At 51.1% G+C, this 14,329-nt stretch carries 12 protein-coding genes and 7 pseudogenes; 9 read left to right on the top strand and 10 right to left on the bottom strand.

The features are described 5' to 3' along the window. Nucleotides 1-356 precede the first annotated feature (356 nt). Entirely contained in the window at nucleotides 357-707 is a 351-nt protein-coding gene (locus LU633_RS05505) for a hypothetical protein (protein WP_046372213.1), read from the top strand. A 93-nt stretch (nucleotides 708-800) separates the two neighbouring features. Here the strand turns inward: LU633_RS05505 and LU633_RS05500 are convergent. The 8 genes and pseudogenes from LU633_RS05500 to LU633_RS05465 form a co-directional block, all read right to left on the bottom strand. After that, nucleotides 801-1,536, bottom strand: a pseudogene (locus LU633_RS05500) (IS110 family RNA-guided transposase); the annotation flags it as partial. 69 nt (nucleotides 1,537-1,605) lie between these two features. After that, nucleotides 1,606-2,028 (bottom strand): annotated as a pseudogene (locus LU633_RS05495) (hypothetical protein); the annotation flags it as partial. A 160-nt stretch (nucleotides 2,029-2,188) separates the two neighbouring features. After that, nucleotides 2,189-2,878, bottom strand: a complete 690-nt coding sequence (locus LU633_RS05490) for an L-ribulose-5-phosphate 4-epimerase (protein ID WP_016193168.1) — start codon at nucleotides 2,876-2,878, stop codon at nucleotides 2,189-2,191. After that, complete coding sequence (locus tag LU633_RS05485; RefSeq protein WP_016193167.1) at nucleotides 2,875-3,735, bottom strand: L-ribulose-5-phosphate 3-epimerase; 861 nt, start codon at nucleotides 3,733-3,735, stop codon at nucleotides 2,875-2,877. Before LU633_RS05485 ends, LU633_RS05490 begins: the two co-directional genes overlap by 4 nt. Nucleotides 3,736-3,744: 9 nt before the next feature. Next, nucleotides 3,745-4,401 (bottom strand): 3-keto-L-gulonate-6-phosphate decarboxylase UlaD, encoded by a 657-nt coding sequence (locus LU633_RS05480; RefSeq protein WP_016193166.1) that lies wholly within the window; start codon nucleotides 4,399-4,401, stop codon nucleotides 3,745-3,747. A gap of 15 nt (nucleotides 4,402-4,416) precedes the next feature. Then, nucleotides 4,417-4,896: a PTS ascorbate transporter subunit IIA gene (ulaC, locus tag LU633_RS05475; RefSeq protein WP_016193165.1), complete on the bottom strand. Its 480-nt coding sequence runs from the start codon at nucleotides 4,894-4,896 to the stop codon at nucleotides 4,417-4,419. A 190-nt stretch (nucleotides 4,897-5,086) separates the two neighbouring features. Then, a complete protein-coding gene (ulaB, locus tag LU633_RS05470) occupies nucleotides 5,087-5,395 on the bottom strand; it encodes a PTS ascorbate transporter subunit IIB (RefSeq protein ID WP_016193164.1) in 309 nt (102 codons plus the stop codon). 32 nt (nucleotides 5,396-5,427) lie between these two features. Then, nucleotides 5,428-6,309 (bottom strand): annotated as a pseudogene (locus LU633_RS05465) (PTS transporter subunit IIC); the annotation flags it as partial. Between the two features lie 385 nt (nucleotides 6,310-6,694). On the opposite strand from LU633_RS05465, the gene LU633_RS05460 reads away from it, so the two are divergent. Then, a complete protein-coding gene (locus tag LU633_RS05460; protein WP_161796965.1) occupies nucleotides 6,695-6,835 on the top strand; it encodes a hypothetical protein in 141 nt (46 codons plus the stop codon). A gap of 8 nt (nucleotides 6,836-6,843) precedes the next feature. Further along, entirely contained in the window at nucleotides 6,844-8,058 is a 1,215-nt protein-coding gene (locus LU633_RS05455) for an IS91 family transposase (RefSeq protein WP_046371879.1), read from the top strand. 151 nt (nucleotides 8,059-8,209) lie between these two features. Here the strand turns inward: LU633_RS05455 and LU633_RS05450 are convergent. Continuing rightward, nucleotides 8,210-8,743 (bottom strand): annotated as a pseudogene (locus LU633_RS05450) (PTS transporter subunit IIC); the annotation flags it as partial. A 385-nt stretch (nucleotides 8,744-9,128) separates the two neighbouring features. Here LU633_RS05450 and ulaG point away from each other — a divergent pair. From ulaG to dcuR, 6 genes and pseudogenes are all read left to right on the top strand, one after another. Next, nucleotides 9,129-10,193: an L-ascorbate 6-phosphate lactonase gene (gene ulaG, locus LU633_RS05445; protein ID WP_016193160.1), complete on the top strand. Its 1,065-nt coding sequence runs from the start codon at nucleotides 9,129-9,131 to the stop codon at nucleotides 10,191-10,193. A 105-nt stretch (nucleotides 10,194-10,298) separates the two neighbouring features. Next, a complete protein-coding gene (ulaR, locus tag LU633_RS05440; RefSeq protein ID WP_016193159.1) occupies nucleotides 10,299-11,054 on the top strand; it encodes an HTH-type transcriptional regulator UlaR in 756 nt (251 codons plus the stop codon). Between the two features lie 75 nt (nucleotides 11,055-11,129). Then, entirely contained in the window at nucleotides 11,130-11,267 is a 138-nt protein-coding gene (locus tag LU633_RS05435) for a hypothetical protein (protein ID WP_157275276.1), read from the top strand. A 174-nt stretch (nucleotides 11,268-11,441) separates the two neighbouring features. Beyond that, a pseudogene (locus LU633_RS05430) lies at nucleotides 11,442-12,302 on the top strand (MurR/RpiR family transcriptional regulator). 25 nt (nucleotides 12,303-12,327) lie between these two features. Further along, a pseudogene (locus tag LU633_RS05425) lies at nucleotides 12,328-12,621 on the top strand (ATP-binding protein); the annotation flags it as partial. Then, nucleotides 12,618-13,341: pseudogene (dcuR, locus tag LU633_RS05420) on the top strand (two-component system response regulator DcuR). The pseudogenes LU633_RS05425 and dcuR, both read left to right, overlap by 4 nt. Here dcuR and LU633_RS05415 read toward each other — a convergent pair. Further along, nucleotides 13,319-14,287 (bottom strand): FAD:protein FMN transferase, encoded by a 969-nt coding sequence (locus LU633_RS05415; RefSeq protein WP_016193155.1) that lies wholly within the window; start codon nucleotides 14,285-14,287, stop codon nucleotides 13,319-13,321. The pseudogene dcuR and the gene LU633_RS05415 overlap by 23 nt on opposite strands. Nucleotides 14,288-14,329: the final 42 nt, after the last annotated feature.

Raw genomic sequence — 14,329 nt, 5'->3', positions numbered from 1 at the left:
CACAGGAAAACGGTGCAATATTCAGATCACTTTGTCAGCATCAGGCCAGGCCTTGTCTGTTATCAAACTTTTGTCTTTCGCCAAAATTGCTCTCTTGTAAACTGTTTACTCCGTCATTTTAAGAGCCTGTAAGCCAATGCCAGCTTCTTCACAATTAAAATATGATGCCTTGCTGGGTCTGTGCTATATGCCGGCGATTGTGGTTATTTGTCTGCCCGACTTTATGTTTGATCGGGTTCCCGCAGCAAGCATTATCGCAAGTGGTGCACTGACGATGACCTTTGGTACAAATAAGACCTGGGGGGATTCTACCTGTCGCTGCTGCTGGCAACCACCTCAGGGCTGGCATTCTCCTCATGGCCAGGCTGGCTGGCAATATGTTGCCGTTTTATATCGCTGGCACCATGCTCTGTGCCGGGCTATACACGATGATGGCTAACGTTGATAGCCGTGTCTGGTTACTACGCAGGTTCGTTGAGCATGCCGCAGACAGGACGGTGATGGTGGGTGCAGGTGGCCTGATACAAATACTTTTTTTGGCTGTATTGTTTCGCCGTTATCATTTTAATCTTCGCGAGGTGCCCCCCCCCCCGCAGCTGACTGGCATTTATGCGGGCAACCACCCGCGAATACCCGCACCAAATCCATCTGCAATGGTCGATCATCTTTGCTGTGCTCACCATGGGACTGGCGCTAAGGACGGTTGAATTTTTACATCTTAAGAATGGTTATTGGGGATCATGATGGGCAGTATCTGGCTGCCATACTGCTGCACTATTGGTACACTCCACTGAGTGGATTGAAGCGGCAAAATCACGGCTGCTGGCATAGTTTTTTCCGTCACCCGGACGGGTGGCTAACAGGCTCGCCGTTACCGGCCCGATACCGGGAATGGTCAGCAGGCGCTGCGCGGTTTCAGCCTCCGCAAGATGGGTTTTCAGTTCTTTATCGATTTCATCAATTTCCCCGACAGGGTAAATATACTGGCTGTGGAGTCTGCTCAGAACCCTTGCCAGATAAGGCGGGAAGCCATTTTCTTCCAGCACGCTGGCCAGACCTCGTATCACGGCAACACCGCACGGCAGACTGACACCGAACTCCAGTAAAAAAGCGTGCATCTGGTTGGTGGTTTTAACGCGTTGCCGTATCAGCGAGTCACGGACCCGATGCCGGGCAGCCATTACCTGCTGCTCTTCCGTCCGGGGTTTTACAAAACGCATGGCGGACCGGCAAGCCGCCTCACAGATAGCTTCAGCATCGACAAAATCGTTTTTGTTGCTCCTGACAATAAAGGCGGACAAACTGCGGAGAAATCATCTTTGTCTCATGACCTGAATCAGCAATCCGGCGTGCCATGAAATGCGCCCCGCCGCTGGACTCCATCACCACGGTTGCCTTCTTGCAGGAACCGAGAAAATGAATACGCTGAGTGCGGGAAAACTTTTTGCGCAACAGGGCATTATCTTTTTCGTCCTGACAGTGAACGTGGAAGGAATGTTTACCGGGAGCAATACCAATAAGCATAACGTGTTGCATGATGGTTCCCTCTGAAATAAAACACCCTGCCAGCGTACCGCTCACAGGGTGGGGGTGAGCATCTCATTAACCCGTCTGCTGTGTACTGAATCCTATCAGACTGCTGTAAACCGGTACCATGCCATAAAAGGAGCTAAAAGCCATACCGGTTATGAACACACTCACCAGAATTGTGGGAATTGTACGGAAAAGGTATCCCAGCTCCACAGGAGCAGGCGTCATCGGTTGGGCATTGGTGCGGGTAGTCAGCGCGATAGGCACCAGGCACAGGGCAAAACAGGCACGGTGTCCTACACGAGCGATAAGGTTGTGCCCTACTTTACCGCCAATGACCAGCCCAATGTAGTTGGCAGCCGTAATACCGCCAATTATTCCCCCACTGACGTGTTCATGGGCCAGGCGAAGTGAAACGTACGTTGTAAGCAGGCCCGAGCCGAGCAGCATCAACAGAGTCGTGGTATAGAGGGGAAAAGTGCCCAGAGCTTTTTTCATGGCGGCTCCCTGTCGTCTGCCTGTCGGGAAGATGTCTTTTGAAACAGAACCGTAGACGTTCTTTCCCATCTGACGCAAGGGAGCCGTATCGCTGGTAGAGAACTCTCAGTCGTCGCCGTCTAATACGGTAGAAAAATCAGTCCATTACAGGGCTTCGGATCTATTTCTGTCCATAGTAAGCATTAGGACCGTGTTTACGCGTGAAGTGCTTGTTCAGTAAGTAAGAATCCATCACCGGCGTTTGTCGATTAAGCGTACCGGTTATCCACGCCATTTTGGCAACTTCTTCCAGAACCACCGCATTTTGTACAGCAATTTCAGGCGTTTTCCCCCAGCAGAAAGGACCATGCTGTGATACCAGAATGCCCGGCATATGCAGGGGGTCCGTGGTACCAATAGTTGCGGCAATTACCCTGCCTGTTTCCAGTTCATAATCCCCGTTGACTTCCTCGCGACTTAAGGGGCGTGTGCAGGGAATCTCGCCCGCAAAATAGTCTGCGTGGGTGGTACCCGATGCAGGAATCGGTGCCCCGGCATGTGCCCAACTTGTTGCCCAGGTTGAATGTGTATGAACGATACCACCGACGTCAGGAAAACGCGCGTACAGCTCAAGATGGGTGGCAGTGTCCGAAGAAGGGTTACGGCTTCCCTCGACTTGCTTTCCTTGCAGATCGACCACAACCATGTCACTGACTTTCATCTCCCCATAGGGCACGCCGCTTGGCTTGATCACCACCAGCCCACGCTGACGATCAACAGCACTGACATTTCCCCAGGTCAGTTTCACGAGGCCGCATTCAGGCAGGGCCATATTAGCCCGGTAAACACGGTGTTTAAGACGTTCTGTCATGCCGCAACCTCACTGTTTATTCCGGCCTGCTGCATCTGCCGGACAATCCACGCACGCGCTTTTCGCACTTCCTCTAAGGGGTTTTCTGCCGACTCACTCCACATTTCAATGAGATAAGGTCCGCAATAGCCAATATCCTGCAACGTTCGAAAGCAGTTGCCGAAATCGACCACCCCCTCTCCAAAGGGGACATTTTTAAACACCCCTGGAAGCGTATCCTTAAGATGGACAGCAACAATATGTCCGGCACCGCTGACCAGCTCCATCTGCACATCGTTATCCCATGCGGACAAATTCCCGATGTCTGGGTAAAGCTGAAACCATGGATTTTTGAGATAGTGGCTGTAGCCCATCGCCTTATTGACAGCATTCATGAGCGGATAGTCCATGATCTCCATAGCCAACATCACCTGCGCCCGACTGGCCATTTTTACCGCAAGTTTCAGCCCTTCCCGAAACCGTTCGCGGGTGCGGGAATTAGCCTGCTGATACCACACATCGTAGCCTGCCAGTTGAATAACCCGGATCCCCAGGTCCTGGGCCAGCACGATCGCTTTTTGCATAATGTCCAGGCCGCGATTGCGCGTTTCGTCATCCTCCGCACCCAGCGGAAATCGACGATGCGCACTGAGGCACATGGATGGAATACGGACTCCGGTACAGGCCACGGCGTTGATCACTGCCATGCGCTGTTCGGCAGACCATTCCAGCCTCGCCAGGCGCGCATCGCTTTCATCAACGGACATTTCAATAAAATCAAACCCCAGCGTTTTGGCATGAGTGAGGCGCAAAAACCAGTCATCACCTGCAGGCAATGCTTTTTCATAGATTCCCAGAGTAACACAGTTGTCTTTCATCTCCCCCCCTTATCCCCATAATGACGCGATGGACGCTTTAAACTGCCTGGCAGCATCAACCGGGTCCGCTGCATCGCGAATACTCCGTCCGGCAATAAAGACGTGTACAGGAATTGTGCTGAACAGGGGGAGGTCCTCCAGCGCCAGCCCGCCGGTCACAGTCACCTTGAATCCCATCTCTGACAGGCGATGGATAGCGGAAATATCACTCTCGCCCCAGGCAATGCCTGCGGCCTGAGCATCACGGCTGCGATGATAAACAACCTGGCTGATTCCTGCCTCACGCCAGTCCTGCGCCTGCTGCCATGTCCAGTGCCCGGTTAATTCGATTTGAACATCACCGTCATACTCTTTTGCCACCTCAAGCGCGCCTTTGATTGTATTGATGTCAGCGCAGCAGATCACTGTGACCCAATCAGCCCGTGCATCAAAACACATGCGGGAGAGAATCTTTCCGGCATCGGCAATTTTGGCATCGGCCAGCACAATTTTTTCGGGATAGAGTGCTTTTAAATCTCGCACTGCACGAACGCCCTCAGCCACACACAAAATTGTTCCCACTTCAATAATATCGACCTCTCCAGCTATCAGCCGGGTGGTACGGTAAGCGTCATCCATTGATTGGTTATCTAAGGCAATTTGCAACAGCGGAAGCGATTTTTTCATCATGAATTCCTTTTACTAAGGCTGGGTGGCGTGTGGAGCAGCAGAGGTATGGTCAATTAAATCAAGCACCTGTCCAGCGGTGGTACAGGCACGGAGTCGATCAAAGTTTGCTTCATCTTCAAACAAATTCACTACCTGCATGATGCCGACCTCCTGATGCGTATTGGCATCCTCTGCCGCCAGCGTGATCAAAATATCAACAGGATCGTTATCTTCGTGATTGAATCTCACCGGTTTTTTCAGGGTGACTAACGAAAAACCGGTTTTCAGGACGCCCTCTTCCGGGCGAGCATGTGGCATTGCAAGTCCCGGTGCGATAACAAAATACGGCCCGTAGCGCCCGACGCCATCAAGAATGGCCTGATAGTAACGCGGTTCGACTACCCCGGCCTCCGTCAGTAAATCCACACCAGTACGCACAGCCTGTTGCCAGTTATCGACGTCGACCTGCAGTCGTATTGACCGATTTTCGGCTAAAGAATCGCGTAATTTCATCTGTACTCCCTGTGTCTGTTTGGTTGGGGAAAGCACATTTTCGCCCCAGCACAACACTCAATAACTGCATGGAAGAGTGCCCCACTTTTGGTCAGCCCCGGATAAGACGTTGAGGCTGTTTTCTCTGCCTGTCCGCGCTGCGCCGTGCCGGGCAGTAAACGGCAGAAGTAGCGGTTTCCGGCACAGTCAGTTAGTTCACCAGAGAAGAAGAGAACTTTTCTTTTATGACATCCATTATTTTGGGGCCAAAATCCTCTGCCGAAAGCATATTGCGTACGCCAATAACGTATTTACTGTCACTCACGGTGATTTCACTTGCGACATGGGTTGACGCCACGATGATATCTGCGCCCGCCAGCTCCGATTTGTATTCACCTACGGCACAGCTGTTCAACGTATGTTTAACACCTTGCTGAGTCAGAAATTGTCCAATTTTCATTTTCATAATCATTGAACTACCTTGCCCACAACCGCACACTGCCAGAATTCGTACTGTCATTTGTCTTTCTCCATGTTAAGTGAACCGACTGTTCAGGACGATGACGATGCTGGTTGCTTTATTGCCCGCTTTTCAGTGTCTTCTTCAAGACGGAGGCTTCGTCCGGCAAAAAACATATACAGCAGCGCAATGACACCCACCACGCCCATAAAAATCATGCCTGTACTGACAAAGCCCTGCATCAATGGTGGAGCCAGAATTGACCAGTCAGCCATTCCCATCCAGGCACTAAGCGACGTCAGCTTAATTGCCCATACACAACCAAAAATCTGCAACATGCCCATCACCAGGCAAATCTTCATGGCAGCACGCCAGCCACCATAATGGTTGGCAAAGACGCCGATAGTCGCATTGGAGAAGAACATGGGAATAAAGCCAGGAATGATCATAATGCCCGACCCCATTGCCATCAGTATGCCAACCGCAATCAGTTGCCCGATGGTGCCCCACATAAATCCCCAAACCACAGCATTGGGTGCAAAGCTGTATATTGCTGCACAGTCAATCGCCAGCACCGCACCGGGGATCAATCGTTGAGAGATGCCGTTGAATGCCTCACTCAGCTCGGCCACAAACATACGGACGCCCTGAATGATGATGAAAATCGCTACGGCAAACATAAAGCCGGTTTGCAGGATGTAGATTGTCCAGTGGGTTTTTCCGGCCATCTGTTGCAGCGTATCAAGGCCGAATGAGCAAAGAATGGCACCAAAAAAGACCGTCATTACGATGGCAGTCGAAACAATATTGTCATGAAAGATATTCAACCAGCCTGGCAGCTTGAGGTCTTCAACACTTTCCTCACGTCGCCCTACATAAGGAGCAATTTTACAGGCCAGCCATGAAGCAAACTGCTGCTGATGACCAATGGAAAACCCGCTGTTTTCCGTAACAGCCTGGGTGGGTTTGAACATAGCGCCCTTACAGGGCGAGCGTCACGGCTCTGCCGTTCCGAGGGTGTTCATGACCGGCTCACAGCTTTATACTCTGCGGTATGTTAATTTCTCAGGAAATCATTCACATTGCCCGTAGCAAAGCCCCCAGAAAGCGTAAACCCACGCCCTCGTCCCGACGCGCTATACCCGGATATCCTAAGCGTTTTCTGGTGTCCATTCCGCCCCGGAGCGATTATGACGACCCCGACGAGTTTTTTACGACACTCCGCAGGATGCCATTCGTCACTGTGTCCACCTGGGGCCACAGTTTTTCCTCGATACACACTTCGACCCGCCTCTCGTCTGCATCATCCGCGGCTTTGAGCCGCCTGACTCACCCGACGGCGATGTCGTCCTTGAGTCCATGCCAGCCGATGTGTTTATTATCGCCACAGAATCCGGCATGCTGCCGGTGACCTTCGCTCCCTGGGATAAACACACCGACAACTGGGCCGATGACTGTGACGACTGGCACTATAATACCGGTGCCACTGCAGAGCGATAATCCGCCGCATGTATATCCCGCGCCCGGCAAAACTGCTGTTCACCACTGATGACGCCTGGAACCGGTATATGGATAAACACGGGGATACCCTCAGCCCCTGGACCGTACTCTGCGTCGAGCGCATGCTCGCCTGCGGCACTGCTGCCATGGGGGTGAAGCGATACTGCTGCGCCTCCCCGGACTGCACCCACACCCGCTTCTTCTGCCAGACCTGTAAATCAAAAGGCTGCAGCTCCTGCGGACATAAGGCCACGGAGCAGTGGATTACAGAGCAACAGCAAATTCTGCCCGACTGCGACTGGCAGCATATCACCTTCACCATGCCCCATCTGCTGTGGCCCTTTTTCAACAATAACTGGCCTCTGCTCAATGCCCTGTTCCGCGCAGCCACCCGCGCCATGCTCCGCTGGGCCAGAAAACAGGGTGTGGAAGTCGGTATCTTCTGCGCCCTGCACACCTACGGTCGCCAGCTCAACCAGCATCCCCACATTCATCTCTCCGTCACCCGCGGCGGGCTTGATATTAAACACGGCGTATGGCGCGACCTCTTCTTTAAAAAGCATGCCGTGGAGGAAATCTGGCGCGGAGCCGTCATCCGGCTGCTGCGCCACAGCTATGACCTGATTAACCCCGGCAGGCTGCCGGGGCTGGGGCATATCCACGACAAAAAACAGTGGCTGCGCTATCTGCAGGCGCAGTACGGGCGCCGCTGGAAGGTCCACTTCGCGAAGAAGACCCGGGGGGCCTGGCGGAGCGTCAAATATCTGGGCCGGTACCTGAAACGGCCCCCCGTGTCGGCGGCGAAGCTGAGGCACTACAGCGGCGGCGCGGTGGTGCACCACTATTACGACCACCGTACGCAGCAGTACCGGCAGCAGACGCTGACGCAGGAAGATATGATCGGACGTTATATCAGCCATATCCCGGCGAAGCATTTTAAGATGGTGCGTTATTACGGTTTTTTATCAAACCGTAAACGGGGTAGCCTGCTGCCGAAGGTGTATGAAGCCCTGGAGATGGAAGCGCGGAAAAAACCGGAGAAGCCCGGCTTCGCCGCGCTGATGAAAGAATTTCTGCGCACGGATCCGTACAAATGCATTCTGTGCGGCAACCGACTGCGCTTCAGCAGTGCGCAGGCCGGGAGGCACGCGTCGGAGTTGGTGGCAGAAAGACTGCATAACATCGACCGGAAACGATGGCTTCTGGCACAGACTGCGGGATAAGTGCGTCTGAAAAACAGCTTTCAGGTTAAAAACGCGCCGCAAATGCCATTTTATGACCATAACGTTCCCGATGGCACATCATTACTGCATTACAGACACTGCTGCTCATGGTCAGGAAATTTTTAAAACGATGATTCAGTTTCCTAACCATGAACATCATATTGGCGGTGATCCCCCAATACAGCGAAACCAGGATGGCCGTTGCCCAAATGGTGGTCCACATTGGATAGCCAAGGATGTAGAAAAACACCGCAATCAACCCCGCCTGCTGGAACATAATATGCCCGGTGAGCATGATGGTGCGTATGCCCGTCACCCGACGCAAAAAGACATAAAGAATGTTCAGCGCAAGTGCAATCAGCACGGCATAACCAACCCAGCTGTATGCCTCCCCCATATGTTCAACCGTTGCCATCATTGAGGCATAGGTATCGGATATTGCGCCATTAATGCCATAAATCTCAGATAACTTGACCACCAACGGCTTGAAAGTTCCCGTCAAAATGCCGGATCCGGCACCAAGTAACATAAAACCGATAATGGTTTTTATTGTGCCTTTAACTACCACGCTGATGCTTTTTCTGAGCAGGATGTATCCCAGCATTGTCACAATGCCCAACAGCAAAGGCGCATTGGTCATTACCTGATCAAAAAAAACGGTGAATACGGTGTAGAGCCATTCCATATTGATCTCCGTTACCCCCGGCACTTTGTGCAGGCACCACGCCTGATTTCACGATCACACACTAAACCGGGATGTCAGGCACTTTATCGTCGACACAAAATCATTAAAAGATTAAAAATGATTATTTGTGATCATAATCGCAAGACACCGGATTGCAATCTGCTGAAAAATGCTAAAAAACCTGCTCAATCTCAAATATATACAAAAAACAAAATCAGAAACGATGAAAATTAACTTATAGCTAAAACCGTTAACATCATATAAAACAATATAATGTAAGCAATCGCAATTGCATTCGATTATTTGCAATGTTATCCTGGCCATGAAAATCACGAAATGATCATTTATGATTACAAATAATATCTGACACCGATAAGGGATTAACATGAGCAAAGTTGAAACCATTAGTCGCGAATCATGGATACTTAATACGTTTCCAGAATGGGGAACCTGGCTAAATGAAGAGATCGAGCAGGAGCGGGTCGCTGCGGGTACATTCACTATGTGGTGGCTGGGCTGTACCGGCATCTGGCTGAAGAGCGAAGGCGGTGCAAATCTTTGTGTCGATCTGTGGTGCGGGGTAGGTAAAAAAAACCATGCTGAGGCGTTGATGAAAAAGGGGCATCAGATGCAGCGCATGGCGGGCTGTCAAAAGCTGCAACCAAACCTGAGAACCACCCCTTTTGTAGTTGATCCTTTTGCCATCAGGGAAATTGATGCCGTTCTGGCTACGCACGATCACAACGATCATATCGATGTCAACGTTGCCGCCGCCGTCATGCAAAACTGCGCATCCAGCGTGCCGTTTATTGGCCCACAAACCTGTGTCGACCTGTGGATAAGCTGGGGTGTTCCGGCGGAGCGCTGTATCGTAATGAAACCGGGCAAAGTCGTACGTATTAAGGATGTTGACATTCACGCGCTGGATTCTTTTGATCGCACCGTGCTGATTACGCTCCCTCCCGATCAAATTGCAGCAGGAAAACTGCCTGATACCATGGATGAACGTGCCGTCAATTATCTGTTTAAAACTCCCGGCGGTAATCTTTATCACAGCGGTGACTCACACTATTCCAATACGTATGCGCAACATGGCAACGAGTATAAGATCGACGTGGCGCTGGGCTCTTACGGTGAAAACCCTCGGGGCGTCACGGATAAAATGACCAGCGTTGATATTTTACGTATGGCTGAATCTTTGAATACTAACGTTGTTATTCCTTTCCATCATGATATCTGGTCAAACTTCCAGGCCGATCCGCAGGAAATTCGTCAGCTGTGGGAAATGAAAAAAGATCGCCTGCAATACGGTTTCAAGCCCTACATCTGGCAGGTTGGCGGTAAATTCACTTATCCTGATGATAAAGACAACCTTGAATATCATTATCCCAGAGGGTTTGATGACTGCTTTACCATCGCCCCTGATTTACCTTTCAAGGCCTTCCTGTAAGCATAAACGGGCGGAAGTTACTCCCGCCCGTTTATGAAATGAATATTGAATGATTTCTTTGCTCAATTATAATCACGAAAAACACTCACTTTCTGCGGAGTTATCATGACGGAATTACAGCGCCATAATGCGATCCTTGAGCTGCTTCAGCGCATGGGACATATTTCTGTCAATGACGTGATCGAGAGTTTTGCTATTTCCCCCGCCACTGCACGGCGCGATATCACCAAACTTAACGAACTGGGAAAATTACGTAAAGTGCGTAACGGTGCTGAAGCTGTTACGTTGCCTCGCCAGAACTGGACACCGCTTAATATTCATCAAACCGATAATCTTGACGAAAAAATACGCATTACCAAAGCCGCTGCACGGCTTTGCAAGCCCAGTGAAAGTGTGGTGATAAACTGTGGTTCAACGGCCTTTTTACTGGGACAGGAAATCAGCGGGAAAGAGATCCAGGTAATCACTAACTATTTGCCGCTAGCTAATTATCTTATTGAACAAGAACACGAAAGTGTAGTGATCATGGGGGGGCAATATCATAAAAGTCAGGCCATTACCCTGGCTCCCCAGGATGGCGATGCCAGCCAGTATGCCGGCCATTGGATGTATACCAGCGGTGCAGGATTAACCCAGGATGGTTTATATAAAACGGATATGCTCACCGCGATGGCAGAGCAAAAAATGCTGAACTACGTGGGTAAACTCGTGGTTTTGGTCGACAGCACTAAAGTGGGTCAGCGCGCTGGCATGTTGTTCAGTCGCAGTGAGCAGATCGATATCCTGATTACCGGTGAAGATGCAGATACCTCTGTAATAACCAAACTTCGTGATAAAGGCGTTCAGGTTATTCTGGTTTAAAAAATGCGCTTCAGCCCGGCTCTTCCTTCTGTAGCAGCCTTATTAAGGCTCATCCTTTGCAGGAAAACGTGTCGGGTGCTGAACGCTTGCATTGGCGTGATTGCGCATCTCGCCAGTTCGGTATTTCATCTGCATCAGGCCGCTGGCCTGTTAGCTAACGTCACAGGCCTCTTATCACGCGAGGTCAGCACTGGCGGCGTACTGTGCCTCTAAAAATCGCGCGTGGTTGCCACGCTGTGTATTTACCCAATGCTTACTGCTTTATCATTCAACGCTATCGCTCATGGCAGTCTGTGTTTTTCTATTCAGTGCAAATGTGTTTATATCAACTTATCCGGGATGACCGCGGCGTCCTACTTTTCCCGCCTGTAGAAAATCTTTAATGATATGAATCCACGAGAAAAAATTGTCGAACAGTTCAACTCACTTTCGCCAGAATTCCAGTGCGTCGCCAAATTCATTCTGCAACATGCTAACAGGCTGGTGGTGCAATCCATACGGGCCTTTGGCGCTGAAGGCGACCTCAAGCACGCCACGCGACTGCGGCTTGCACAACGCCTCGGTTATCATGGATGGGGAGAGCTTAAAAGCGCCATGATTAACGACATGGGCTGCATAATGATACTTACGCTGCCAAAGCGGAAAAACTCCTCGCCAAAGGCACGCAACCTGAATGATACAACGAGGTTTTTCACGCATATCAGGCCAGCCTGACGTTTACACATTCGGAAAACCAACAAAAAATACAGCAGGCTATCACCGTGCTGGATGAGGGGGATAGCGTCTATATCTGTGGCTTTCGCGATATTCCCCGTTGCCTGGTCACTTTTCTATGCCTACAGATGGTTCAATCGTCAGGCCTCACTGATTGACGGACTGGCAGGCAATATCGAAGTCTTTACCCGAGAACTGACCGCCAAAGATTGTCTGCTGATAACCAGCTTCGCACCCTATTCCCGTGAGTCGCTGGCGGTGCTGGATACCGCGGTCAAAGCCAATGCGCGTATTATCGCCATCACTGACTCGCTGGCTTCTCCTTTAGCGCAGGCGGCTGAATGCACGTTACTGTTTTCAGTGGGCAGCACTTCATTTTTCCAGCCAGTGGTGTCGGGTATGGCGCTGGCAGAATGCCTTTTGTCCATGCTTTTCGCCCGCTATGGCCATGATGCCGAGGGCAAAATCGAGAATGCAGAACGCTATCTGATTGAATCAGGTGCGTATATCACCTCAGGCCACCCCCGAAAATGATCCATTTGTTTCCATCATAAAAAAATTAGAGGCCTTATCAGAACAGTCCGACGGTGAAGTCAGCGTGCTGCTGCACTATCAGGATGGCTGGCTGGGATGTGAAGTCAGCGACGATAGCCCCGGCATCGCCCCTGAACATATTGAGACAATTTTTCAGAAAGGATTCTCCACTAAAGGCGGCGAGCACGGCGTGAGCTTAACTCTTCCGCGACAACAGGCAGAACAACCTGGCGGCACGCTTACCGTTGAATCCGAGCCGGGTGTGTTTACCCAATTTTTTGTACAGTCCCCCTGGAGCAGCGGAAGGAAAAGTGCATGATAAATGTATTAATAGTTGACGATGATGCGATAGTGGCCGAACTGAACCGCGTCTGTGTCAGTCAGGTGCCAGGTTTTACCTGCTCTAGTCACGCCGCCACGCCGCATCAGGCAGAAGAGATGATCAACAACCCGGCGCTGCATATCGATTTAATACTGCTGGACATTTATCTGCAGAAGGATAACGGCCTTGATTTGTTACCGATCCTGCGAAGCGCAGTAGCCGCCATTGATGTAATTGTGATTTCATCCGCTTCTGACGTTACCAGCGTTCAGAAATCAAGACATTATGGCGTTGTGGGCTGCCTGCTAAAGCCCCCTCCAGTTTCCGCGTTTCGAAGAGGCATTAACCAGCTGGCGGGAGAAAAAGAAACTGACTGACTCGCATCAGTATTATCAACAGGCCGACGTGGACAGACTGATTCACGGCGGTACACCGATTATTGCCGATGTGCGCAAGCTCCCTAAGGGGCTGACGCCACAAACGCTGCGTACACTTCGCCAGTGGATTGATACGCATTCCGTTAACGAGTTTTCTACCGAGGAGTTGGCAGCAGCAGTAAATGCCTCGTGGGTTTCCTGCCGCAACTATTTGATCTGGTTAACGAAGATCGACATTCTTTTCACTACCATCCACTACGGTCTGACCGGACATCCTGTCTACCATTACCGCCTCAAGGTGGAACATCATGAACTGCTCAGACAGTACTGCCAGTCATGACCTGGTAATGATTGTCCACCAGGGTGAAAGAAAACTGGCTGGAGGAAGAAAGAATCACTTCACGCTGTTTGGTCACCAGTATCGCTTCAATTCCCGGCTGCAGGCGCAGATGCGTACAGCCCTTTTTCACGCCCATGCCAAAAATCAACGTGCTCCAGATGTCACCATCAAGTGAGTCCGTGGAAATAATGGTAACGCTGTCCAGCTCATTATCCAGGGGATACCCGGTTTGGGGATCGAGGATATGATGATACCGTCGGCCATGCTGTTCAAAGTAGCGTTCATAGACCCCTGAGGTCACCAGGGATTTGTCTCGCACGGTGATAACACCCACCAACGCATCATCGGCGGCAAACGGCTTTTTCAGGCCTACCGACCAGCCATCCGGCGGTGCGCCCAGCGTCTGCACGTTGCCACCCAGATTAATTAATCCTTGTGCTATCCCCTGCGATTGTAAATAGTCACGAACACGATCAGCAATAAAACCTTTGGCGATAGCGCCAAGATCAATTTCCATGCCGGATTCAGCCAGAAACACCGTGCGTGCGGCATCATCCAGAATAACCTGCTGTGGCCGGGTGCGCTGCAACAACGCCGCTATCTCAGCCGGCGGCGGCACACTGTCACCCTGAAAACCAATGCGCCAGCGTTTGACCAGCGGTCCGATGGTCAGATTAAAGCTGCTATCCTTTAACAAACTCGCCGCCAGTGCACACTTAATAAGCGCAAAAACCGGATCGCTGACCCTCACCGCATGGTGTCCAGCCGCAAGATTGATATCCATTACTTCGGAGCGGGCGCGATTAACGGTCAGCAGATCTTCATATTTTTTTATTAAGCGGAACGCATGAGCAGCCAGGGCCTCATCGTGCCTGAACAGTTTCAGCAGGATAGGAGACCCCATCAACACGGCAGAATAGCTGTAAATATGATGCTCAGAGGACATGTCAGTCTCCTTATTACCGTGCGCCTCGCTGGCGGGCGGGGC

This window comes from Erwinia tracheiphila, from assembly GCF_021365465.1.
GTDB lineage: Bacteria > Pseudomonadota > Gammaproteobacteria > Enterobacterales > Enterobacteriaceae > Erwinia > Erwinia tracheiphila.
Note: the sequence above shows the minus strand (reverse complement) of the source record. Positions and strands in the feature narration are given on the sequence as shown.